Origin of the sequence: Bacillus sp. Je.9.29.b (genome assembly GCF_051129925.1) — a bacterium.
GTDB lineage: Bacteria > Bacillota > Bacilli > Bacillales > Bacillaceae > Bacillus > Bacillus safensis.
Window position 1 is genome coordinate 144,815 of record NZ_JBCPSO010000008.1, and the last position, 25,029, is coordinate 169,843.

21 protein-coding genes, 2 pseudogenes, 1 riboswitch and 1 other annotated feature are annotated in these 25,029 nt (G+C 39.4%); of the genes and pseudogenes, 11 read left to right on the forward strand and 12 right to left on the reverse strand.

All coding sequences use genetic code 11. The features are described 5' to 3' along the window. Nucleotides 1-73 precede the first annotated feature (73 nt). The 4 genes from AAZR19_RS16640 to AAZR19_RS16655 form a co-directional block, all read right to left on the reverse strand. Entirely contained in the window at nucleotides 74-253 is a 180-nt protein-coding gene (locus AAZR19_RS16640; RefSeq protein WP_434703776.1) for a YezD family protein, read from the reverse strand. 11 nt (nucleotides 254-264) lie between these two features. Further along, nucleotides 265-426 carry a hypothetical protein gene (locus AAZR19_RS16645; RefSeq protein WP_434703778.1) on the reverse strand — a complete coding sequence of 54 codons (162 nt, stop codon included), beginning with the start codon at nucleotides 424-426 and terminating at the stop codon, nucleotides 265-267. Between the two features lie 205 nt (nucleotides 427-631). Further along, on the reverse strand, nucleotides 632-1,957 hold the full coding sequence (locus AAZR19_RS16650) for an NCS2 family permease (protein ID WP_056767517.1): 1,326 nt from the start codon (nucleotides 1,955-1,957) through the stop codon (nucleotides 632-634). Nucleotides 1,958-2,101: 144 nt separating this feature from the next. After that, nucleotides 2,102-2,203, reverse strand: a riboswitch (purine riboswitch). 115 nt (nucleotides 2,204-2,318) lie between these two features. Next, nucleotides 2,319-3,215, reverse strand: coding sequence for a LysR family transcriptional regulator (locus tag AAZR19_RS16655; protein ID WP_326349907.1), 897 nt, complete (start codon nucleotides 3,213-3,215; stop codon nucleotides 2,319-2,321). 100 nt (nucleotides 3,216-3,315) lie between these two features. Here AAZR19_RS16655 and AAZR19_RS16660 point away from each other — a divergent pair, with 100 nt between their 5' ends. Further along, on the forward strand, nucleotides 3,316-4,503 hold the full coding sequence (locus tag AAZR19_RS16660; RefSeq protein ID WP_226015365.1) for an MFS transporter: 1,188 nt from the start codon (nucleotides 3,316-3,318) through the stop codon (nucleotides 4,501-4,503). 18 nt (nucleotides 4,504-4,521) lie between these two features. On the opposite strand, the gene AAZR19_RS16665 is transcribed toward AAZR19_RS16660, so the two are convergent. After that, nucleotides 4,522-5,967 carry a DUF4179 domain-containing protein gene (locus AAZR19_RS16665; protein ID WP_202739351.1) on the reverse strand — a complete coding sequence of 482 codons (1,446 nt, stop codon included), beginning with the start codon at nucleotides 5,965-5,967 and terminating at the stop codon, nucleotides 4,522-4,524. Further along, nucleotides 5,936-6,481, reverse strand: a complete 546-nt coding sequence (locus AAZR19_RS16670) for a sigma-70 family RNA polymerase sigma factor (RefSeq protein ID WP_163115525.1) — start codon at nucleotides 6,479-6,481, stop codon at nucleotides 5,936-5,938. Before AAZR19_RS16670 ends, AAZR19_RS16665 begins: the two co-directional genes overlap by 32 nt. 179 nt (nucleotides 6,482-6,660) lie before the next feature. Between AAZR19_RS16670 and AAZR19_RS16675 the strand changes: the two genes are divergently transcribed. The 5 genes from AAZR19_RS16675 (at nucleotide 6,661) to AAZR19_RS16695 (ending at nucleotide 10,385) form a co-directional block, all read left to right on the forward strand. Then, on the forward strand, nucleotides 6,661-6,846 hold the full coding sequence (locus AAZR19_RS16675; RefSeq protein ID WP_041108705.1) for a hypothetical protein: 186 nt from the start codon (nucleotides 6,661-6,663) through the stop codon (nucleotides 6,844-6,846). Nucleotides 6,847-6,850: 4 nt separating this feature from the next. Beyond that, the gene (locus AAZR19_RS16680) at nucleotides 6,851-7,411 is read left to right on the forward strand and encodes a GNAT family N-acetyltransferase (protein WP_041108707.1); all 561 of its coding nucleotides are present in this window, start codon (nucleotides 6,851-6,853) and stop codon (nucleotides 7,409-7,411) included. A 748-nt stretch (nucleotides 7,412-8,159) separates the two neighbouring features. Continuing rightward, entirely contained in the window at nucleotides 8,160-9,089 is a 930-nt protein-coding gene (locus AAZR19_RS16685; protein ID WP_159145461.1) for a S8 family peptidase, read from the forward strand. Between the two features lies 1 nt (nucleotide 9,090). After that, nucleotides 9,091-9,939, forward strand: coding sequence for an SAR2788 family putative toxin (locus tag AAZR19_RS16690; protein WP_041108711.1), 849 nt, complete (start codon nucleotides 9,091-9,093; stop codon nucleotides 9,937-9,939). Beyond that, a complete protein-coding gene (locus AAZR19_RS16695) occupies nucleotides 9,915-10,385 on the forward strand; it encodes a hypothetical protein (RefSeq protein WP_041108713.1) in 471 nt (156 codons plus the stop codon). The genes AAZR19_RS16690 and AAZR19_RS16695 overlap by 25 nt, the downstream gene beginning before the upstream one ends. A 529-nt stretch (nucleotides 10,386-10,914) precedes the next feature. Here AAZR19_RS16695 and AAZR19_RS16700 read toward each other — a convergent pair. Continuing rightward, nucleotides 10,915-11,121 (reverse strand): annotated as a pseudogene (locus tag AAZR19_RS16700) (glutamine-hydrolyzing GMP synthase); the annotation flags it as partial. Between the two features lie 88 nt (nucleotides 11,122-11,209). Between AAZR19_RS16700 and AAZR19_RS16705 the strand changes: the two are divergent. From AAZR19_RS16705 to AAZR19_RS16720, 4 genes are all read left to right on the forward strand, one after another. Further along, the gene (locus AAZR19_RS16705) at nucleotides 11,210-12,097 is read left to right on the forward strand and encodes an AraC family transcriptional regulator (protein WP_349905957.1); all 888 of its coding nucleotides are present in this window, start codon (nucleotides 11,210-11,212) and stop codon (nucleotides 12,095-12,097) included. 220 nt (nucleotides 12,098-12,317) lie between these two features. Then, nucleotides 12,318-12,582 (forward strand) — a binding site (T-box leader). Nucleotides 12,583-12,639: 57 nt separating this feature from the next. Further along, complete coding sequence (locus tag AAZR19_RS16710; RefSeq protein WP_434703784.1) at nucleotides 12,640-14,301, forward strand: 2-isopropylmalate synthase; 1,662 nt, start codon at nucleotides 12,640-12,642, stop codon at nucleotides 14,299-14,301. After that, nucleotides 14,302-15,357 (forward strand): helix-turn-helix domain-containing protein, encoded by a 1,056-nt coding sequence (locus AAZR19_RS16715; protein WP_434703786.1) that lies wholly within the window; start codon nucleotides 14,302-14,304, stop codon nucleotides 15,355-15,357. 109 nt (nucleotides 15,358-15,466) lie between these two features. Further along, the gene (locus AAZR19_RS16720) at nucleotides 15,467-15,943 is read left to right on the forward strand and encodes a YbaK/EbsC family protein (RefSeq protein WP_326349905.1); all 477 of its coding nucleotides are present in this window, start codon (nucleotides 15,467-15,469) and stop codon (nucleotides 15,941-15,943) included. 88 nt (nucleotides 15,944-16,031) lie between these two features. Here AAZR19_RS16720 and guaA read toward each other — a convergent pair whose 3' ends face one another. From guaA to AAZR19_RS16745, 5 genes are all read right to left on the reverse strand, one after another. Then, nucleotides 16,032-17,573 carry a glutamine-hydrolyzing GMP synthase gene (gene guaA / locus AAZR19_RS16725; RefSeq protein WP_326349904.1) on the reverse strand — a complete coding sequence of 514 codons (1,542 nt, stop codon included), beginning with the start codon at nucleotides 17,571-17,573 and terminating at the stop codon, nucleotides 16,032-16,034. Nucleotides 17,574-17,759: 186 nt separating this feature from the next. Continuing rightward, nucleotides 17,760-19,964, reverse strand: a complete 2,205-nt coding sequence (locus AAZR19_RS16730) for a transglutaminase TgpA family protein (protein WP_434703788.1) — start codon at nucleotides 19,962-19,964, stop codon at nucleotides 17,760-17,762. A gap of 9 nt (nucleotides 19,965-19,973) precedes the next feature. Beyond that, complete coding sequence (locus tag AAZR19_RS16735) at nucleotides 19,974-21,164, reverse strand: DUF58 domain-containing protein (RefSeq protein ID WP_326349902.1); 1,191 nt, start codon at nucleotides 21,162-21,164, stop codon at nucleotides 19,974-19,976. Next, nucleotides 21,161-22,123, reverse strand: coding sequence for an AAA family ATPase (locus AAZR19_RS16740; protein WP_024424484.1), 963 nt, complete (start codon nucleotides 22,121-22,123; stop codon nucleotides 21,161-21,163). Before AAZR19_RS16740 ends, AAZR19_RS16735 begins: the two co-directional genes overlap by 4 nt. A gap of 102 nt (nucleotides 22,124-22,225) precedes the next feature. Beyond that, nucleotides 22,226-23,125, reverse strand: a complete 900-nt coding sequence (locus tag AAZR19_RS16745) for a cation diffusion facilitator family transporter (RefSeq protein ID WP_434703791.1) — start codon at nucleotides 23,123-23,125, stop codon at nucleotides 22,226-22,228. A 482-nt stretch (nucleotides 23,126-23,607) separates the two neighbouring features. On the opposite strand from AAZR19_RS16745, the pseudogene gabP reads away from it, so the two are divergent. After that, a pseudogene (gabP, locus tag AAZR19_RS16750) lies at nucleotides 23,608-25,004 on the forward strand (GABA permease); the annotation flags it as partial. Between the last annotated feature and the right edge of the window lie 25 nt (nucleotides 25,005-25,029).

Here is a 25,029-nt window from a genome sequence, read left to right on the forward strand (position 1 = left end):
AATGGAGAGAAAATAAGACAAAACAAAAAAGCTGACGGCCTCCATCAGCTTTTATCAATGTTGAAATTCATGGTCAACGATAGTGACTCCGCTTTTCTTGCTGGACCCGGATATTCTCCTGATGAGCGGGGAACCGAGTCTTTTTGGTCGTATCGACCTGTGTAATATGTCCATTATGAATGGTGATGACCACTGATCCATAGTCGATCCCTTTTAAGGCAGATAAAATATAATTCAGCTTTTGTTCATCCATCGCTCATCCCCCTATTTTTGTTTTCGCTCTTTTAAATAGAGAGCCTCATTTTCCAGCTCATGAATTGTATAATGCATGAGCGCTTCCTGTTTTTCTTCATGCCCCCATAAAAGGAGCTTTTGAATCAGCACCTGCTTTTTTCGTTCAATCACCTGTCTAAGCCAGCGTGACAAAAGACATCTCCTCCCCTTTTAAATGTCTGCAAGAAAAAAAGGCACCCTGAAACCTTCTATTAAAAGGAAATCAAAGCGCCTTTGGTGATCCAATCAGCGAATTATGTCTTTTTATCATAAACATATAATTCCTATAAGTCAACTATGTTTTGATTTTTTTAACAAAAAAACAGCAGCCCCATGAGCTGCTGTTTCAGATGTTCAATTAATGATTTAAGAAAGCAAAATATAGAATAAAGATGACAAACAATCCGTACATAATTGGATGCACTTCTTTCGCTTTCCCTTTAAAGATCATCGTAATCGGGTAGAAAATAAAGCCAACCGCAATCCCTGTTGCAATACTGTATGTCAGTGGCATCATAATCATCGTTAAGAACGCTGGTACCGCAATTTCAAAGCGATCCCATGCAATCTTTGCAAGCGGAGCGACCATCAGTGCACCAACAATAATCAAAGCAGGTGCTGTCACATTAGGTGTAACAATGGATAAAAGCGGTGAGAAGAACATCGCCAGCAAGAAGAAAATCCCTGTGACGACAGCTGCAAAACCAGAACGCGCACCAGCAGCAACACCTGAGCTAGATTCAACATAAGATGTCGTTGTAGATGTACCAAGAATAGAACCTACAACAATAGAAGAAGAATCCGCCAGAAGCGCTCTTCCTGCACGAGGCAGCTCATTATTTTTCATTAAACCAGCCTGTGTTGCCACAGCTACAAGCGTACCAGCTGTATCAAAGAATCCAACGAAAAGGAACGTTAAAATCACAATAAGCATTTGAATCGAGAATATTTCTGGTAAGTGAATCAAGGCTTGACCAAAGGTTGGAGACAAGCTTGGAATACTTCCCACAATTTGAGACGGTACTGGTATAAGACCAAAAATCATCCCGGCAATAGCAGTCACAAGCATCCCAATGAAGACACCTGAATTCACACGAAGAACCATTAATATAACAGTCACTACGATACCAAACACCGTTAACAGAACCGGACCACTATGAATATTTCCAATCGAAACGAGTGTATTATCATTATTGGCGATAATGCCAGAGCCTTGAAGACCGACAAACGTAATGAACAAACCAATACCTGCACCAACTGCCAGCTTCAGCTCAGCTGGAATGGCATTGATGATTTTTTCACGGAAACCTGTTAAAGAAAGAGCAACGAAAATCAATCCTGAAACAAACACACCTGAAAGTGCTGCTTCCCATTTGATGCCCATGCCAAGCACAACCGAAAAGGCGAAGAACGCATTCAGACCCATACCGGGTGCTATCGCAATCGGATACCTGGCGATCAAACCCATCAGAATACACCCTGCAGCAGAAGCTAACGCCGTTGCTGTAAAGACTGCCCCCTGATCAATTCGTAATTTATCTGGAAAATCCGGCACAGACACTAATGCAAGTGTGATCGGATTAACAAACAGAATGTAAGCCATCGACAAAAATGTGGTTAAACCACCGATGATCTCTCTGCGGTAATTCGTACCTAACTCATCAAACTGAAAAAACTGTTTCAAGCCAACTGACTCCCTTCATGTCCTTTTGCTTTAGCCTGCCCCATTCACTAGTCAAATAAAAAACGCCCCAACAATTTTGGGACGCTTGACTACATATGTGAATTCAGACCGTGACATAAAACAAGAACAATGCATGATTTATATCAAACGAGTGTGAATTGACGTAGTCAAGCCATTTACGGTAGCTTGGTAGAAACTTGCGGGCCATATCCCCGCGATTATACGACTTCTATCTATTTGATTTCTGTGTCTATTGTACCAACTTCATTTTTAAAACACAATACGAAAAGCGAACATTTTTCAAAGAAATGTCCGCTTCATTCGTCTTATTACACGAATTTGGAAATTTACATCTAGTTCTTTATACACCCTTCCCCAAATCCTTCTCTTTTGCAAAAACCGCTTCGGCTACATGGAAAAACTCTTTCACTGCCGGAGAAGCTTGAGAGAGCGACGGACAGGCAAGCGCAACCTCACGATGATGAGAGACATTCAGCTGGCGAATATGCACAAGCTGCTGCGTTTTTAAAAATAACTCCGGACCTATTGTGACGCCAAGTCCTTCCCCGACCATACGGGCAATGGTCGTACAATCATGTACTTCAAATAAAACAGCTGGCTTCATTTGAGCCTCCGAAAAAATATCCTCTACATGTGATTGATACATGCCAGTCGGCATAATAAATGGTTCACCCGCCAAATCTGTGATATCTACAATGGGCTGCTGCTCATATCGATGAAGTGGGTGATAGGCGACCACCATCTCATCTTTCATAAGCGGCAGTAAATCAAAGGCTTCATCCGCATGACCTTTTACAACAAATCCAACATCAATGATGCCAGAATCCAGCCACTCCAATATTTCTTCATACGTTCCCTCATAGAATTTAAATTCGATTTTTGGATGTTTTTTCTGATAGCTCACAAGCAGTTTAGGCAATAAACAAGCAGAGGCACTGACAAATGTGCCGATACGAATCAAGCCCGTTTCAATATTTTTCGTTAACGCAATTTCTTGCTGGATTTTCTCCACTCTATTTAACACTTCTCTAATATGCGGGAGAAGCGTTTGACCAATGTCCGTCAGCATAATGCCCTTTTTTCGGTCACGAATGAATAAAGACACACCCCACTCTGACTCTAAATTCGCCACTGCATGACTGACAGCTGACTGCGTCATATTTAATGCTTCAGCTGCTGCTGTAAAACTGCCAAGCTCCACAACTTTTGCGATAATATCAAAGCGAACAAAGCTCATGAGTATTTGCTCATCTCCTTCATGAAAAACATCAATTTTACTTATGTTAGCACGGAATTTAAACTAAAGACAACGCATCAACTTGAAGGAAGGGTTCAAAATGAAAAACACATCTCATCAGCTATTGATTATTCTTTTAGCTGTCGGTTCATTTGTCACAGGCACGTCAGAATTCGTTGTGTCTGGCATTCTAGATATCATTGCTGTTGATTTACACATCTCCATTCCTGCTGCCGGACAGCTCATCACCGTCTATTCTCTTTTTTATGCAGTAGGCGCACTCTTTTTAGTCATAGCAACGTCGAAACTAAACCGAAAAAAGGTTTTGTTATCAGCTATTTTTGTGTTTATTTTAGGCAATATGCTCGCCTTTTTCAGCCATCATTTTGTGCTGCTCCTGCTCTCTCGCGTCATCATGGCCATGAGCGGCGGCTTATATATTGTCGTCGCCACGAATTATGCAGCGCAGATCGCCCCGCCAGAAAAAAAGGGAAGTGCAATGGCGACGGTCATCACTGGATTCACCGTTTCACTCGTACTTGGTGTGCCGATTGGAACATTTCTATCAGGTCATGTGGATTGGCACTATATTTTTCTCATCATTGCACTAGGTACTGCTTGTCTTTTCTTGCTTCTTTATCAATTGCTGCCACGCATAGAGGGACATTCTCATCTGCCATTGAAACAGCAATTACACATCCTTCAAGACCGCAGGGTGATCAGCGGCTTAGCCACAACCGTCTTTTGGATCTTAGGCTACACGATGGTCTTTGCTTATATCTCTCCTTTATTGCGACAGACCGCTGGCTTTTCACTTGAAATGACAAGCATGGCCTTGCTCGTCTTAGGCATTTCTGCTTTTATTGGCTCACGCTTTGGCGGCTTCGCCGTCGATCAATGGGGACCAAACCGAACCATCACGATCAGCATCATGATCCAGATGTTCGCTCTCTTTGCCTTATTCTTTACGCAATTCTCTACAATTAGCGTCTTGATCACACTCGCCATTTGGGGCATCGCCACATGGACAACAACACCAGCAAAGCAATTTTATCTGATCTCCCTTAAACCCCAAGCATCAGAAACCGTGCTGAGCTTTAATACAGCGATTATGAACATCGGCATGATGCTCGGATCGTCTATGGGCGGTGTGATTATACAGTATACAAATGTAACCAATTTAAGTTGGATTGGTGGATTAGCTAGTTTTGTGGCGTTGATGTTGATTCGGTATTCGTTCAATCGTCATCGACTGGTGGAACAACAGACAAAAAGCGAACATGTGTAATCATGTTCGCTCTCTTATTTATTGACTAGCGTTTGATGTTTCTTTTTTGACTGGAATGGTTACCTTTATCGCTTTCTGTGGTGCCAACATATTCAGTTCTGACAAATCAAGGTAAAGCCCATATTCTTTAAAAGAAAAATGCTTTAATGATAAAGTTTCTAAATTCTTATCATCAAATTCAAAGGTGGATTGCATGGAAGCTGTCTTTAAATTCGTCATCTTCGCATGGTTCCCCTTCAAGTAATATCCGCTTTCATAGTCTGCTTGTGGATCGGGCCATGATTTCATCTTTTCAACATCGCCTAATCCAATGAATTCACCTATATTCTTCATCACATCCTGATCTAATTCTTTCTGGTCTACTCCAGTAAATTGATAATCAACAATCACAGAACGGTCTTTTTGCTCTATCTTATTGATTTTGATTCCGATGCCATTGTGTTTTGTTTTGAACTGAACAGGCAGCTTTGTCTTGAGAGGAATGATGTGGCTGTATTCTCGTTCGATATCCACAGATGTGTCAAATGTCAATTCGGTCGCCTTTGGATTGATCGGCTGATTCAAAATCGTCAAATGTTCTTTTCTATTTTTATCAGAAGTCAGTTGTTTTTTCCTTAAAACAGTTCCAATCTCAAGCTCATACTCATTTCCTAAATTATCTTTCATCCCATGTATACTAACTTTATCATCTTTGGCAAAACCATTGTAATCAATGGCATATTGAATAGCAGAGCCATTCACTCCATTTTCTACCTTTACATTTCTTATTTGATAACGTCCATTTAAAATAGACACGTCTTTTTGTCCCGCTAGTAAGGTGGTTTTTTGCTTGACCACAGGTAACTTGAAACGCCAATTCCCTGCAATATCCCCAATCTTCGAAATGACAAGTGGCACTTGCTGACCTTGTTTGATCGTTTGTCCATTTGTATAGACTTCCGTCTGCCCAACATAGCGGCCATCTTTTAATTTTTTCAACTCTGTTTTATCATAATTAAGTTGGAAGTTTCCATCGATTTTTTCTGCATTCACTCTGAACGAAACAGAATCTTCTTTTGTATGGAGATTCTCCACCGTGAACGTATAAACAAGCCGCCCGGCATCATAGTACACGCTGTTTACTTTCACAGTCACCCCTCTTGATTCAGCCCCTTCATTGACATGCTTCACCAAATCGCTCTGAAAAAGAGCCATTCCTACTTTATCGTGAAACATCATATAAAACTGTCCAATAATCGGTACACGTGCCATCGCTGTATTAAGAGAAGGAAAAAGGAAACCTGATGAAAAATAAAGGACGATGAGAACAATGACAGAGTATATTGGCGTTCTCCAGTTCCATTTGAACCACTGTCTTTTCTGTTCCGCTTTTACATCTCCTATTGCTTGGCGAATCACAGAGGTCACTTCAACTGTTGGTACATCAATCTCATCATAAAGCTTTTTCATTTCTTTTCGTTCCATCGACACTCTCCTCCTTCTCCAATGTTTGCTTTAATAACTTTCTTGCTCGATACAAATGAGTTTTAACCGTTCCTTCAGGCACACCCATCTGTTCAGACATCATCGAAATCGAATAATCTTGAAAATAAAATAGCTGAATCACGAGCTGATATTGCTCATCTAACACTTCAAGTGCATTTTTTAAATCGAGCTTGTCTTCTAAAAAATCATGGCGCTCAACGCTCTCATGATGCTGTTCAAACGGAACAACATCTTGCTGCTTTTTCTTCATCGCAAAAATCGTATGAATTAAAATCCGCGTCAGCCAGCTAGAAAAATAAGCCGGTTCTTTTAATCCAGATAGATGCTTAAACGCTTTAATGACCGTTTCTTGAACAGCATCTAACGAATCCTCTTTATTTCTTGTGTAGAGAAAAGCCGTTTTATATAAACGCTCCTGATTCATAAGCATTAATTTCTCAAATGCCGGGACATTCCCTTTTTGTGCTTTTTTAATTAGACGCACTTGCTTCATCTCACTCACACCTCCTACACCTGTTAGAGCAAGCTTTCTCTCAAACGGTTTCAACAAATGGAAATTTCTTTTCCTTAGCATATGTCGGACAAAAATAGAAAAAGTGAATAACGGGCCGCAAAGAACATGTCGAACATTTGATATAATGGAAGAAATATGTACAAAAAGGAGTAAGTCGATTGTTTCTATTTGAAGAACCCGCGTGTGCTAGCTGTCAAAAAAAGATAGAAGGAAACGAAGAAGTGTACGTCAAGCTGACCTACCCAAAGAGACGAGGGATGACAGAGGTGAAGGCTTGGCTGAGGAATGAAGGGGTTTTTTATTGTAAGGCATGTACAGAAAAAAAGACATCGCATGGAGGATAACCAAATGAACAAAATCAACTCTCCACAAACATTTCCAACAATACATACCGAAAGACTAATCTTAAAACAAGCAACGATCGAAGACGCTGAGGATATGCACATCTACTTATCCAATGAAACCGTGTGCCGCTACATGGGGATTGATGCTCATGAAACGATTGAAGACACAAAAGAAGAAATCAAGTGGTATCACGACATCTTCAAAGAACAAACAGGCATCCGCTGGGGCATTTCTCTAAAAGATGATCCTGCGATCATCGGCAGCTGTGGGTTTCTTAATTTGGAAAAACAGCACTGCCGCACGGAAATTGGCTATGAATTGCATCACGATCATTGGAGAAAAGGCATTATGAGCGAGGCGATTGCTGCGGTGTTACGATATGGGTTTCAGGAAATGAACCTGAATCGGATTGAAGCGATTATTGATCCAGCAAATACGTCCTCTATTCAATTATTGGAGAATGTTGATTTTGTTCGAGAGGGTTTATTAAGGGAGTATGATTTTGGTCAGAACGGGTTTGATGATGTGTTTATGTATTCGATTTTGAAGAGAGATTTCAAATAAACTGAATGATTTTTAAACAGAAGCGTTAAAGTGAATGAATTAAAATTGCACAATTACCCAGTAAGAAACCTCTAGTCAAGTTTATGACTAGAGGTTTCTTTGCATGGTAACCCTTCTAATTCACTTACAATTCCAGCAATATTCAACACCCTTTCTATAATTATTGTATCAGTAATAGTAAAAATTTTTGAACAAAATGCAGATCCACACTTAAGTAATTACACTATTTCACTTACTTTTCTTTTCTAGGTACAAGATTCAAATAAAAATAGCCTATTCTTTAATCTGTTTTAGTTAGAAGAATTCATATTCCAAAAAAAGAACTTTTGTCCATTTTCAATTTCACTGATTAATTTAGATTTTTCATTTTCAAAATCTATTTTTGTGACATTATTTTTATGTTTACTTGTTTCGCTTTCAATTTTGGAGAACGTTGGACATGTGGAATTGGAGTGAGGTTACAGCAAGTAATGAATAAACTTATTGTGTTATCAGGTCATAGCGGCAGTGGCAAAACATTCTTAATCAAAAAAATCATAGATAATTATTAAGTAAACGAGTCAAGAAGAAGAACTGGCATATTACAGTAGTACACGCATGGTAAATTTTAAATATATAAGGATATAATCCCTTAAATAACATTTACATCAAAATAAATATAGGTTAATATATTCTTGTATTTCAAAAAAAGGTAATGGAGGTATATTCTGTATTAATTCTAAATACTGCATGTGAGAAGGAAGCTTGAATGAAAAAGTCAAAAGCCTTATTACTATTTGTTTCGTGCCTAGTGATTCTTGCAATTGTATTATGTTGGGGACTATCTGGCGATGTTTCTGAGGATAATAGTAAATCATACAAGACAGAGAAGGAAAAAGACCTGCTATGGGGATATAAAGTTATAGGTCATGAAAAACCTAATAATCATAAGAATTATGTCAAAATTGCTATCCTTGATAGCGGTATTAATAAGTCGCATAAAGAGTTTAAAGATTTAACTTTTTATGAGTACAATGCTATTAAACAAAAAAAATCTATCGAAGATGATTATGGTCATGGTACAGCAATTGCCGGAATAATCGCTGCAACTGGTGAAGAAATAAAAGGTATTTCACAGAATCCCATTATTTATGATGTCAAGGTACTAAATAAAAATGGCAAAGGAAAAGTTGAAGATGTTGTCAAAGGGATTAAATGGTGTATTGAGCAAAAGGTAGACATAATTAATATAAGTTTCGGATTTGGAAAAGACTACGATGAATTACGAAATGTTATAAAAATTGCTTTAGATAACAATATAACAATTACAGCTGCTTCTGGAAATACATTAGGTCTAACTGTTGAATACCCTGCGAAATATGATGGCGTCTTATCGATATCCTCACTTAACGAAAAACTAAAAATTGATCCAATTTCAGCAAAAGGAAAAATTGACTTTTCTGCGCCTGGAGTAAATATTAAAACAACTGATATACACGGAGGATATACAAAAGTTAAAGGTACATCCTTTGCAACTGCGTTTGCAACAGGTGCTATAGGCTGTTTGTATTCTAAAAAATACAAATCTAAAGAGAATGTTCATCAAACACTCAAGAAAAATACAGTTGATCTTGGAAAGCTAGGTTATGACAGAGAGTATGGCAATGGGATGATTATTTGTAACAAGGGAGAGAATTAGATTGAAGAAGGTTTTAATAAAAATTCTTGTGTTAACATTGTTTTTGTGTGGAGTTGTTCCTGAATTTGCAAGTGCAAAATCAGGCGAAATTGATTCTGATGCTTTAAGAATAGAAGAGAATGCTAGTAAAGAATATGAAGTGAATGTTGAAAAAGAATTGGGGATAGAGCTAGAACAAGATATGTTAATGGAAGTTAAGGAAAGCCCAGATGAAGTTAATGTATCTACTCAGCTTGAAGCTGAGAGTATGAATGTCCAAACTGACATGAAAATTAATCATGAGACAGGTGAAATCACAGTTGATGGTATTACAGAGTTAGAAAATGGGGAAAAAGAAACTAACAAATTCAACGTGTTAATTGAAGAGATTGAAGGAAATGATTTTACAGCAACCTTTGTGGATGATGAAACAGGAAAAGAGTATAAAGTTAGCACCATAGAAGCTCAGTCATCAATTGTTCCAGCAATAATAGTTGGAATTGTTTCTAGGTTTGGTATTCAATATGCTATTAAAAAATACGGAAAGAAGCTAATAATAAAAACTTTTAAAAAACAGGTAATTAAACAAGGTATAAAAAAAGTTTCTAAGTTTTCTGTTAGCAACAAACATCTTAGTAATGCAAAAGGTAGATACAGAAAATTTGATACCAAAAGCAAGAGCACAGTGAATAAATGGATAAAAGAAGCCTTACAATCTAAAAATGTTTCGTTTACTATAAACAATAATAAAAAACTATCCTTTGTCATCACTGCAAATCTGAAAAAGAAGATCGGAACAAAAGGTGAGACAAAAATAAAAATAGTTATAGGTTGGGATGGTAAAATATGGACAGCTTATCCAATCAAGTAGAATTTAATTATATGTTCACATCTGATGAGAAAGATATTCCAAAGAACATGAAGAAAGATCCGTCAACAGCTCTAAGAGTAGAGGGAGAGTTTAAAATAGTTATAAATGGCGAAGTATATTTTGAAGAAAATATCGCCTTATTAGAATTTTATGCATCTTTGCACGACTGGATTAAAAAGATAAAGAAAAAAAACAAAGTTACAGAGTATAGATATTACACAATGGAGTATGAGGAAGACGACCCCATTATTTCAGTAATACCATTTGATAATAAGGCTCGACTCACCACTATTTGGGAAACTCAACAGTTATATAATGTCTTCGATCTTAATTATATAATTGAACAAATGAAGGTATTACATGAAAGCCTTGGACGTGACATTGAACAACATTATAAAATTTCACTAAAAAACTTTATTGGAAATATCCCATTAAGAAAATATTGAATAGAGAAAAGAACTCCTGGTTAGGGGTTCTTTTCAATGTTTTAGTAGGATGTTTTTAGAGGAGGTGTATTTTTGATTTTATATTTCTTAGCTGGTTTTATAGGAATCATAATAGCCACAATTATGCTAGGTATTGAATCTATATTTGTAGGATTGATATGGCTAATAAATCAAAACAGAGAAGAATGCTCAAAAATAGCAATAAAAATGAAGAATGAAAGCTCATTGTAAAATTCGTCGTTACAAATATCTTTTATACCTATATCTCGAATTGCAAGCGGTCTTCCATCATTAATTACAAAAATCTTTATTTGATTTATTTTAGATAACTCATTAAAAGCATCATCTCTTGAACTGAAATATGATAAAAATATCTCTTCCTTATTACTATTATCTTAAAAAAAGATTGTTCTATTAATCTTACATGGTAAATATCCCAAACTGTATTTAAAATGCGCTCAACAGTTTTTTTAGAGTACCCTTTTATTTTCTTGCCATTAATCAAAGTGATAGCACCGATACCAATTGTTTAGTCGTATATTCTGGCGTCATCCATGGCACCTTTGTTGCGGATGTCTGGGAGAACCTCAAAATATTGTCAGATGTCTCACTCAAAGCCCAAGGTGGTAATTTCTTCGAGTAGAATTAAATCTTATTCTCGGACGATTTCTAGATTTTCTTCAGAAACTCCACCCAGTACACGGATACCAAGTCCTGAACCAGGACTAGAAGGTCTATTCTAAAATTGCAACACAGCACAAAAAGTCAAGTTCCCTAAAAAGCATTTCCGCTATACTAAACTCGTAAGGCAAGGAGGTGCTCGGTTGTCCTATCAAGAACATGAGAAAACGATTCAAGAAACATTAAATTATATTGAACAGCATCTGAAAGATGATTTACCGCTTCAAACTCTAGCGAAACACGCTGGTTATTCTAGGTTTCACTTTCACCGTATATTCAAAAAAGTGATTAAGAAGTCAGTTGTTGACTATATACGGGAACGTCGAATGACCCAAGCGGCGAAGGATTTAATTCATACGGATCAGAGGGCGATTGATATCGCATTGCAGTATCGTTTTGGTTCACAGGAATCCTTCACTAGAGCCTTTAAGAAGATATATGACATGTCACCCGCACGTTATCGGAGATTACTAAGGAATGTCATTGATAAGGAGGAAACGAATATGGCTGCAAATAAGAACACACCTACTGGCTGGATTATGACGGGAGAAACACCATCTGATTATGAAACAGGTCTGGATGACAGAATTGTACACAGTGGTACTACCTCTGCTTACCTGAAATCAAAGGATGAAAAAGCACGAGGATTCGCGACCTTGATGCAGCAAATTAAGTCTGATCGTTACCGTGGAGAACGCCTTCAATTTTCTGCTTTTGTCAAAAGCGAAGATGTGAAAGGTTCAGCGGGTTTATGGATGAGGATTGACCATTCTTCAGGTGAAGTTCTTGCGTTTGACAACATGATGAACCGCCCCATTACAGGAACAAACGGCTGGAATCATTTTAGTGTAGTATTGGATGTTCCAGTCAAAAGTGAAGTCATTGCGTTTGGCATATTACTACATGGTCAAGGTCACATTTGGATGGACGAACTTAGTTTTAAAATTGTAGATGAAAGTGTGCCAGTGACAGAACAAAATACCGTGGATCATTTAGAGGATGAACCAGTGAATTTAAATTTTGAAGGCTAGCAGACTGAATTTAAGAGGAGGTTCATTGCCATGAAAAAAATTGGTGCGATTTTATTGTTCGCTATGAATTCACTCACCTTTATTTGTGGCCTTGGAATTTTATTTGGTGAAGAGGATTAAAGATAAGCACCCATAGAACAAAAAAAAATCAATTAAAAAAGATATCCCTATCACTATCTCTTTTTTGTAGACTTGGTATAATAGAAAAAATCAGAAAAATTAGAATGCGATGATAAGGAATAGTACTTGCCAAAATGTTTTCAGAAAGTTGCTGGTTGATGAGAAGCAATAACAAAAAGGCAGGGAACTCACCTTAGAGTATCCTTAGTGAAATGAAAAGTATTGATGTAGTTAAGGACGGCCCCCCACCGTTATATGGGAAGGATATCAGATGAAACAATCTGTATCCGAATAAGGGCATGATAATGTACGGTTATCATGAAACAGGGGTGGTACCGCGTAAGCAGAAGTCTTTCGTCTCCAAGGTAAATATTGGAGATGATAGGCTTTTTTTATATTCTATTTTCTAGGAGGAATCGATGATGTTTAACCACAAAAAATACGAAAAGAAATACTTTTTGCCACCGAACCTTACGTATGATTGGGTGAAGAAAGAAACATTAGAAAGTGCTCCGATATGGTGCAGTGTGGACTTGCGGGATGGAAATCAAGCATTACCTATTCCAATGAACTTAGAAGAAAAATTGGAAATGTTTCAGTTACTAGTAGAGATAGGTTTTAAAGAAATTGAAATCGCATTTCCAGCTGCTTCTGATACGGAGTTTAGGCTATTACGGACACTGATTGATCAAAATTTGATTCCAGACGATGTCACGATTATGGTGATCACACAAGCGAGAGAGCATATTATCCGCCGAACCTTCGAAGCCATTAAGGGGGTACAGAAAGCGATTGTTCATTTATATAATTCGACTTCAGAAGCGCAGCGCAGACAGGTATTTAAGAAAACAAAAGATGAAATTAAACAAATTGCCATTGATGGAGCTATTTTAGTAAAAGAACTTGCCGAAAAAACAAATAGTGATATTTATTTTCAATATAGTCCAGAAAGCTTTCCAGGAACAGAAGTTGATTATGCGTTAGATATTTGTAATAGTGTTTTAGATATTTGGAAACCGACACCAACTCATAAAGCAATCATCAATATTCCGACAACAGTTGAATATTCAATGCCTCATATCTTTGCAAGTCAGATTGAGTATATACACAAAAATCTGTCTTACCGAGACAGTGTGACATTATCTGTTCATCCTCATAATGACCGTGGCTCTGGGGTGAGTGATGCAGAATTTGGTGTTCTAGCTGGCGCAGAAAGAGTCGAAGGTACATTATTTGGTATCGGTGAACGTACAGGGAATGTAGACTTAATTACCTTGGCGATGAATATGTATTCACAAGGTTATGATCCAAAATTGAATTTCAATAACCTAGAAGCGATTCGTAAAAAATATGAAAAACTAACAAAAATCACTGTTCCCGAGAGGCAGCCCTATTCTGGGGAGATGGTTTTCACCGCATTCTCTGGTTCACATCAAGATGCGATATCTAAGGGTTTGAAATATAGAAAGGAAAATCATGTTGATAAATGGGACGTTCCGTATATCCCAGTAGATCCAGTTGACTTGGGGAGGAATTATCAAACGGATGTGATTCGAATCAATAGCCAGTCTGGAAAAGGCGGCATAGGCTATATACTCGAAACAAATTATGGCATTCAACTTCCTTATCAAATGAATGAAGCCATGGGATATGAAGCGAAGAAAGTATCTGATCAGGCAAGTAAGGAATTGTGTGTCGAAGAAATATATCATGTTTTTAAAGAACAGTATGTTGATTATCACCCTCATTTCCAGCTGCTTGATTATCAATTTCATAAAGGAGAAAAGCAGGAAGTTACCTTAACTTTGCTGAGAGATGATCAACAAATTGAAATACAAGGAACTGGCACTGGAAGTTTAGATGCAATCAGTAATGCGTTAAAAGCATATTTTCATCTCGAATATGTTTTGGAAGTCTATGAACAGAATTCTTTGGGCAAAGATTCCCAAGCACAAGCCTGTGCACAGATTGGCATTTCATATCAAGGAAAAATGCATTGGGGTGCTGGAATTGATAAAGATATTATAGAAGCAACAGTGAAGGCCCTGGTGGTTGCAGTAAATAAACTAGAGGTTTGGATGTAGATGGAAAAAGATAAACTTGAAAAACATGAAGTGATGCAATATTTAAGAGAATATAACGAGCAAGAAATCTTTTATCAACAATACCAACAGAAAAAGCATGACAATCAATCATTGCAATTATTTTTGAAGGATTATGATAAACACAATTTAATGCATAAGCAAATATATATAGAAGAATTTTTGCAAAAAGGGCAGAACGAATTTGAAAAAGAGGATACCATGTGGTTAGGTCAGGAGAAAGATATCGAAGTGAGAAAGTATAGCCGTTTTATGCCTCAATTGCCGGCAATCCATGATTTCTTTGAAATGATCTATGTTCTGGAAAATGAGATGTATGTAGAAGTGGAAGACAAAAAAATGACTTTAAAATCAGGAGATATTGCCTTTATTCCACCTGACACCATACACAAGCCAATTGTATTGGAGAATACAATCGCCATGCAAATCATGATCCGTAAGAGTACTTTTCAAAAAGTGTTTTTTAAAATGTTAAAAGGAAACAATGTCATTTCAGAGTTCTTTTTGAATGCATTGTATATAAAAGAAAATAAAAATATTCTTATTTTCCATAGTCACTTGGATAAACATTTGCTAGACTGCTCTCTTCAACTATTTACAGAAAATTATAATCGGTTCCCTAGTTACCAGTTGATTATGAATAATTTGTTTGAGATATTATTATGTCTCTTATTAAGATTCAAACCAAGTCATATGAACGTAAATCAGGTCAAACAATATCGTGATATACGTATTATTGAAATGCTCCAGTATATTCAGCAATGTTGTGAGCATATCACCATCCAGGAGATGGCAGTGGAATTTAACCTTTCACAATCTTATCTGTCAAAATATATAGCTCGTAAGCTTGGCAAATCATTTAGTGAGATTCGACAAGAAATAAGATTGGAAAAAGCCTGCGAAATGCTCACTGGCAGCAATTCACAAGTAGATCATATTGCGGCAGCCGTTGGTTATCAAAATGTAGAGCATTTCATTCGTTTATTTAAGAAAAATTATCACCTAACACCACATCAATATCGATTAAATAATAGATAATGATCATAATGACTCTATTGTATTAATACCTGGAGAGACTGTACTTTAAAAGTACAATTTTAAAAACGAGAAAAATTCAAATCAATACAAATAAAAAGGAGAAATCATCATGTCAATCAAACAAGTAAAAGATTATTTTAAACGATTTGATATGGATACTCGAATTCAAGAATTTTCAGTATCTAGTGCAACCGTAGAATTGGCTGCTTCTGCATTGGGCTGCGAACCTGAAAGAATCGCAAAAACACTCTCCTTTCTAGTAAATGGACAAGCTATTTTAGTTGTGACCTCTGGCGATGCAAAAGTTGATAACAAAAAATTCAAGGAATATTTTAAAACAAAAGCTAAAATGCTTTCTCCTCATGAGGTTGTTGACTTGGTCGGTCATGAAATTGGCGGAGTATGTCCTTTTGCTATAAAGAATGGCGTTTCCGTTTATTTAGATATTTCACTCAAACGTTTTGAGACAGTCTATCCAGCCTGCGGGAGCAGTAACAGTGCTATTGAACTCACAATAAAACAATTAGAAAAATACTCCGGTTATTCACAATGGATTGATGTGTGTAAGGGATGGAATGATGAATGAACACATGATGACGGAAGGAAAAAGTGCAGTTAAAAATAAAAAAGAGCTAGAAACCCTTGATACACAAAGGTTTTTAGCTCTTTTACAATTATTCCCACTCTATCGTAGCAGGCGGCTTACTCGTAATATCATACACCACGCGGTTAATATGCTTCACTTCATTCACGATACGAGTCGAGATCTTCTCAAGTACATCCCAAGGGATTCTTGCCCAGTCACTCGTCATACCATCAATAGATGTAACAGCACGGATACCGATTGTGTAGTCGTATGTTCTTGCGTCACCCATAACACCTACGCTGCGGATGTCTGGGAGAACCGTGAAGTATTGCCAGATGTCGCGCTCAAGGCCGAAGTTGGCAATTTCTTCGCGTAGAATTGCATCCGATTCACGGACGATTTCTAGTTTTTCTTCAGAAATTTCACCTAGTACACGGATACCTAGTCCTGGACCTGGGAATGGCTGTCTCCAGACAATGTCATCAGGAATGCCAAGCTCTGAACCTAGGGCACGGACTTCATCCTTGAATAGCGTATTGAGTGGCTCAATCAATTCGAACTGCATGTCTTCTGGAAGACCGCCTACGTTGTGGTGAGATTTGATTGTTTGTGCCGTTGCTGTTCCGCTCTCAATGATGTCTGTGTAAAGTGTTCCTTGTGCTAAGTAGTCGATTCCTTTTAGCTTGTCCGCTTCGTCATCGAATACATAGATGAATTCATTACCGATGATTTTACGTTTTTGCTCAGGATCAGACACACCTTTTAGCTTGTTTAAGAAACGATCTTTCGCATCTACTTTAATCACGTTCATGTTGAAACCTTCGCTAAATGTTTTCATAACCCCTTCTGCTTCACCTTTGCGAAGAAGACCATGGTCAACGAAAATACATGTCAGCTGATCGCCGATGGCTTTGTGGATCAATACCGCCACAACAGATGAATCCACACCGCCGCTTAGTGCGCACAATACTTGCTTGTCGCCTACTGTTTCACGGATTTTCTGCATTTCGATTTCAATGAAGTTCTCCATTGACCATTTGCCATCACAATCACACACGCCGAAGACAAAGTTTTTCAATAGGTCATTTCCGTACTCAGAGTGACGAACCTCTGGGTGGAACTGAACACCATAGAAATTTTTCTCAGCTAAGCTCATGGCTGAGTTTGGACAATGTGCACTTGTTGCATCGACTGTAAAGCCTTCTGGTACTTCCACAACGAGGTCACCATGGCTCATCCAAACGACTTGATCAGTTGGAAGGTCTTTGAATAAAGCAGGTGTTCCGTTAATATGGATATCTGCTTTTCCATATTCACGCTGGCTGGCCGCTTCTACTTTCCCGCCTAAATAGTGAGTCATGAGCTGCATGCCGTAGCAAATGCCTAGAACCGGAATGTCTAGATCAAAGATCTTTTCATCACAGCGGAAAGATCCTTCATCATAAACACTGTTTGGTCCACCAGAAAGGATGATTCCTTTAGGTGTCATTTCTTTAATTTCTTCAGCAGTTAAAGTGTGCGGATGAAGCTCACTGTACACACCAAATTCACGAATACGGCGTGTGATCAGCTGATTGTACTGACTGCCGAAATCGAGAACCAAAATCATTTCATTTACTAAATTTGTCATGGTGTCACCTCTATGTCCAATATAGTTTTTTATAAACGCACAGAAAAAATGAGAGGAGAAAACCTGCTCTCAGTGTGAATCACGCTTTTGAAGCGCCCAGACTCACATCCGAACGCTTCAATTTCATGTATTTTAGAAGGTTTTAATATTCACCTATTCTAACAACAGGAAGGTACGCGGTCAAGACTATCTCCTGTTTATTAAATTTTCCCATAACTTTGCCGATTGCTGCCAAAGCGCCGCCGCATCCTCTCGCCGGTAGAGCGCACGTTCATAAAGCTGTGTCAGCTCTGACATATGATGATCTCCATCCTTCTCATCAATCAACGAAGCGAATTCTCTTAGCGTCATACCTGGCTTTTTCTCGATCCCTCTGCGCCCTAGCTGCTTTAATAGAGCCGCATATGCATAGAAGAATGCTTCATCCTCTGGCAGACGTTTCACCTTTTTTACAATAAAGAATGGCAGCCATCTTGTTCTGAATCGATAAAGCATCCAGCTGATGAATCCAAGCAGGACAATAGCTCCTGCCGCATAACCTATAACCCAACCAACATGCACCATATTTGGCTTTGCCTGCGCTGTTTGTTCCTTTGGTTGTGCCGGCTGCTCTCTCTCCTGCTGCTGCGGCTGGTCTTGCTGCTTTTCTTCACTTGCATCAGAACTAGACTGATCTTCTTCTTCCTTTTGATCATCCGTTTGATCGCTTGAAACAGCTTCATTCGTAAATGTCTCTGGGTTTGTAAATCCTTTTGTCGGTTCAAAGGTGACCCAGCCTCTGTTTGGAAAATAAACCTCTACCCATGAATGCGCATTGTTATTGGTCACTTCATACACATTGTTTCCATCCATCTGTGTTTCATATAACTGACCAGACGTATACCCTTTCACCCATCTCGCCGGAATTCCGATCGAACGAAGCATCACAATCATAGAGGTTGAAAAGTTATCACAGTAGCCAATCATCGTATCAAATAAAAATTGATCCACATAATCTTCATTACGACCAGGCACAGCGACATTCTGCGTTTCATATGAAAACTTCGCAGATCCTAAATAATCTTCGATTGCTTTCGCTTTATCATACATATTGTCCTTCGTTTCCGTTAAGCTGTTTGCCAAAGTTTTCACACGCTCTGGAAGTGACGATGGAAGCTGCAAGTATTCACGGCCAACCTGCTGATTCACCTGCTTCTTTGTCGGTACTTTAATCCTTTGCAAATCCTCCAGGATAAATGTAGGAGATAAAAAGCTGACTTGATAGTTCCCTAAATTTTTGGGTGGGTTTTGCATAGACGGGACAATTTTCTCCGTTTTGCCCATGATTTGCAGCGGAATGTTTTCCATTGGCGTCAGCATGATCGTTCCAATAGGATACACAGCATGATTAAATCGATAATCCGATTCTATATCAATTCTTGTTTCATGCTCCTCTGTTTTCACTCGCTCAGTAAACCACCGATTCGGCACAGTGTCGTCCTTTAGCCGAGTAGGCTTCGTATCATTTGAAGCATCCTCCCAGCCCTTTCCTGTGTAAATACTTTTTGTCTCTACACGAAAGTAAGACGGCTCCTTTCCGCTCCATTTAAAGACAGGTGTGCGGTCCTCACTAAACGGTCCGCCAAGCGCCGAATCATCTGCACTATATCCTACTTTATTCTGCCCAGCTGCCCCATCTTGATTCGTGACCGCCTTAAAAAACGGGACAGGATCGGGCCATTTTGGATCTGACTTCGGCAAAGAAGCGCCGAGTGTCGCTGATAGGAGGACAAGCGCCAGCATGGGCAAAAACCACTTTAGACGCGCTTTCTGTGACACCCGAACGCCCTCAGCTGAACGCAGTCGATCGAAATACAGCAATCCAAGCAAACAAAAGCCAAATACCATAATACGAACGATCGCAAAGGTCGCATCATATGGCGTAAACGTATCAAGAATCGTGACATACACAATCGTCATCAGTAAAAAGAAAAAGATACGCTGCTGATAGACCACCCAATAATGAAGCAAGTAGACAAGCAGCCACAGCAAAATATAAAACAACAATGTGCGGAAAGACGGATACATGTCACTCCACATGCCCATGCTCATTAACGTGATATTATCCTTGATATCAGCAAACAAAGCAGCCGGATAACCTGGCGCTGATTGATAAAAGATCAAATATAAGGCGAGCAAAATCAGTCCAGCACAAATAGGAAACGTCACATACCACTTCAGACGAAAGAACGTAAACAAACACGTAAGCCCGATAAAAATGATGAAATAAGACGTATGGCTCGTCTCTGTAAAATCCTGAAGTGGACGAAGCCACTCCCATAGCAGCAGAAAAGCTACAGCATAATAGATGAACAATTCAAAACGGCTTTGCCGCAGATGCGTATGCAGCATAAATGTTTGTCACCTCACAGTTCTTTCGTGCAGCCGGTCTTCAAATAAAAGGGTGATGCGTATTCCAGAAGCCTTGAGCCGGTCTACAAGCTGTTTTTCTTTTGTCGTCAAATGGTCAACGGCTTTCTTCACTAAAAGCACGGTGATGTTCTTTCTGTTTCGATTTCCAAAGAGACCTGCCACAAGCTCCTCCTGCAGCTGACCCGTGACGACATATTTTCCTGAATGCTGGTACTCACTCGCTGCTAACGATTTATATTCTAGTGCCCGGGAAGACTGATGCTGCACCCTTGTTAAATAATAAAGTATGTCCTGTAAATGAAGTTCCCCTTGATCGACTCGAAAGGCTTGCTGATCTCCTAGAGGGACAAGACCTGAAGGCACTCCTTTTTTCACAGCCGTTTGAAGAACAGATGCTGTAATAGAGACGACTGTTTCAAAAACAGCTTGATCGGTAAAATCAGCAAACACGACAAGGTCCTTTGATTGATTCTGTTCAAATTCCTTTGTCATCAATTGGCCTCTTCTGGCCGTCGTCTTCCAGTCCACCCAAGCAAAACGGTCGCCTTGCTGATATTCCCGTACGCCTGTTGTTACATGGGCCGGTTCATTGAACCACGAGTGAACCGCTTTGCCTCCATTTTCACTCACTGACTCAGCAGGCTCTACAGGGATATCCAGCACTTTTGGGTAGACAAGCAGCTTTTTCTCTAACGGAATGATGATTTCCTTTTCAACAAATCCAAACATATCCCCCGTTTTGATTCTAACGGCTGTCAAATGATGCTCTCCCCGCATGACATCATTCAATTGATAGGATAATTGCCATGTTTTCCGAAACCAAGGAAAAAGCATTTGCTTCATTTCAATCTGTTCCTGTAAGTGAAAGGTCTCTGGCGGAGCATCCTCTATCATGACGTAAACGTACGGAAATGGATGGGTCCGCTTGATTTCAAGGTCAACGGACAGCACATCCCCCGCCTTCAAGCGGGTTTGCTGTAATGTCCTCTTGGCTGTCACGCGCAGTGGAACGAGCGCAAACAACAATGCATACAAAGCATATGGTAAAAATGCATAAAAAAGGAACCAGCTCACAAACCCTCCCTGAAACATGGCATAACAAAAGGCTGCCGCAGTGAGAATGATGAGCATCATCACCCTTAACCATAATGAAATTGCTACACGATGACGTGACTTCATTGAGTCATCGACTTTTGAACTGGGACGCCAATTTGCTCAAGCATTTGCCGCAGCAGTGTCTCCGCCTTCTTCCCTTCATATGTCGCTTCTGATGTCAAAATCATACGATGCGGTAATGTATAAGTCGCCAAATACTGTACATCATCAGGAATCACATAATCGCGCTGATTCAAAAGTGCATACGCCTGTGCCGCTTTCATCAGGGCGATCGATCCCCTTGGACTTACACCTAGATAAACAGATGGGTGTTTACGCGTCGCTTGAGCAATTTCAACAATATATTCTTTAATGGATGCATCCACATGAATGGTCTGAACAGCCTGCTGCAACGCATGAATATGTTCCTTTGTCATGACAGCTTGGAGCGTATCAATCGGGGATTGCTTCTCCTGCAAGTTGAGCACCTCCAGCTCCTCGAGCATGGTCGGATATCCCATCTGCAGTTTGAATAAAAACCGGTCCATTTGCGCTTCTGGCAGCGGATACGTCCCTTCATATTCCACTGGGTTTTGTGTCGCCATGACGAAAAAAGGATCCGCAAGCGGCATCGTTTCTCCGTCCACTGTGACACTGCCTTCCTCCATCGCTTCAAGCAATGCTGATTGAGTTTTAGGAGAGGTCCGGTTGATCTCATCAGCTAAAATAATCTGGCCCATGATCGGTCCTTGCCTAAATTCAAATTCATTCGTCTTTTTATTGTAAATCGACACGCCTGTTACATCTGAAGGCAAAAGGTCAGGAGTGAATTGGATTCTCTTAAACTCACAGCCAATGGATTTTGCCAAAGCACGAACCATCATCGTCTTCCCTACACCAGGCACATCCTCTAGCAGCACATGCCCCTTCGCCAAAATCGCAACAAGGCTTAATATCGCAATGTCTTTTTTCCCAACCATGACTTTATTGATGTTATCTACGATTTTTTGTAAATCTGAATGCATCGGTTCATCAAATGCCATCCTGATCCTCCTATCACGTTTCTGTCAAATTTCATATAGTCTAACTTTACCATACAACGCGCATTTGCATATAACATCAGCACGTATAAAAAAGAAGCCTTCTCACGATGGGAAAGACTTCTTCTCTTCTCTTGGCTTACTTGCTGGCTCCATATGAACATGAGAGTGTAAAATATCATGCTCCTGTTTCATTCTCCGTTCAATTTCATCTGCAATATCATGGCTTTCTGCTATGTTCAAGTTAGGCTCGACCTCAACCACTACATCCACATGGACTGTACTTCCAAGATAACGCGCTTTTATATCCTTTAAATCGCCCACTCCTGGTGTAGCTTCAATGGTCTCTTTATATTTAGACATATCTTTTATATGAAAACCGTCTGTTAACGAATGAGAGGCATCTCTGAAAATCTCCCACGCAGTTTTACAAATAATTAAGCCAATGACAAACGCTGCTAGCGTATCAATCCATGCCAGCTGAAACTGAGAGGAAATGATTCCTACAAATGTGCCAATACTTACATACGCATCTGATTTATTATCAGCAGCTGCCGCATGAAGAGCCTGGCTATTAATTCGTTTGGACAGATTGCGGTTATAAATATACACACCGTACATCACAACAGCACTTCCTGCTGCCGTCCAAGCCGCGATCATATCCGGCGTTTGATGCTCAGATGAGAAGAGCGACTGGCCTGCACTCAGCAAAACCTGGAGTCCAACAAGCATCATGATAAAGGAAGCCACAAGAGACGCAATATTTTCCGCTCTAAAATGACCATACGGATGATCTTCATCAGGCGGCTTTTGAGAAATACGCAGCCCAATCAACACAGCAAGGGATGCAATAATATCCGTCGTGTTATTCAATCCATCTGCCGAAAGGGCCTCTGAATGAAACACATACCCAATAATGAGTTTGACCGCAGATAAGATCACATAGGCAATGATGCTGACCCAAGCACCTGTTTCACCTTGTCTTAATTCGTTATAGCGCTCCATGTTGAACCGCGCCTCCTCACACATCACTTTTCTATTATTTATCTTACAAAGCAAAGCCCGTGTGGGTCTACAGCAACATGATTCGCTTATGTCAGCAAAATAGGATAAATAGAAATGTGTTGACCTAAGTAAACTTATTTTTACAAGGTCAAATGACCTCAAGACCTACTCCTATCAACCTTTTTCCAATTCTCTTCGAAATGGACATATCGTCAAATCACTCTTCTCTGGTAAATTATCAGAATAATTTTATTTTGAGACACAACTTCCCTCCTTCCTTTTTTATGCTATTTTAAAAATAAACAGAGGGAAAAGAGGGAACATAATCTCTCAAATACTTTCTACTTTTTAACACCATGTTAAGAGGTTTGAAATGTCAGTTTGATAACCTGTCCAATGCTGAATGACAATTCAGTATGATAAAATTTAAAATATTCTAAAAACAAATTCTCTATTCATGAGAAATGTTTGGAGGTAAAGAAATGTCCAACATGACAAACGGTCTTCAAAAAAACCTTAAAACAAGACATATTTCGATGATCTCCATTGCTGGGGTCATTGGGGCAGGGCTATTTGTTGGTAGTGGCGCTGTCATTCATTCTGCAGGGCCTGGATCCATTCTTTCCTATTCTTTTGCCGGACTTCTGGTGATCTTTATTATGAGAATGCTTGGAGAAATGGCATGTGCCTATCCGACAAGCGGTTCTTTCTCACAATATGCGAGCGATGCCATCGGTCCATGGGCCGGGTTTACAATCGGTTGGCTTTACTGGTTCTTCTGGGTGATCGTCATCGCCATCGAAGCCATTGCCGGTGCTGCCATTATTCAATATTGGTATGGAGATGCACCTGTTTGGCTCACAAGTCTTATCCTCACAATCCTCTTAACATTAACAAATATCTTTTCTGTTAAATCTTTTGGCGAATTTGAATATTGGTTTTCACTAATTAAAGTCGTCAGCATCATTCTCTTTCTACTCATTGGTTTTGCATTTATCTTTGGTTTTGGCGGTCATCATACTTCAGGTCTTGCCAATCTAACAGGGAACGGCGGTTTTCTTCCAAATGGATTCAGCTCTGTGTTACTCGGAATCGTCGTCGTCATCTTTTCCTTCATGGGAACGGAGATTGTGGCCATAGCGGCCGGTGAATCAGCAGACCCAGTCAAATCTGTGACGACAGCCACCCGCTCTGTTGTATGGCGTATTATCGTATTCTATGTCGGATCAATTGCTGTCGTTGTCACCTTGCTTCCTTGGAATTCCGCAAGTATTTTAACAAGCCCGTTCGTTGCGGTATTAGAATACATTGGTGTTCCATCAGCCGCTCAAGTCATGAACGTCATTGTCTTAACAGCTGTTCTATCTTGTTTAAACTCCGGTTTGTACACAACGTCCAGAATGCTTTATTCATTAGCAGAAAGAGGCGAAGCGCCGAAACGTTTTATGAAAATCAGCAAACGTGGTGTTCCTGTAGCGGCTACAGTCGCAGGTACCTTCTTTTCCTACATTGCAGTCATGATGAACTACTTTTATCCTGAAACCATCTTTTTGTTCTTAGTCAATGCATCTGGCGCCATTGCTCTTCTTGTTTACTTGGTCATTGCCGTTTCTCAATTAAGAATGCGACGCAAAATCGAAAAAGAAAATCCAGAACAGCTCAAAATCAAAATGTGGCTGTTCCCATACCTCACGTATTTTACCATTTTGGTCATTTGCGCCATCTTGGCATCGATGCTGTTTATCGAATCCATGCGGCCACAGCTCATTTTGACGAGTATCATTACCTTTGGCGTACTGGCTGCTTATTTTATCTTTAAACCGAATAAAAAAGTGCCTGCAAATGCGGCGCTTGAAAATAAACACCCGTAATTCTCCCGCTGAAAAGCGGGTTTTTTTATTTTA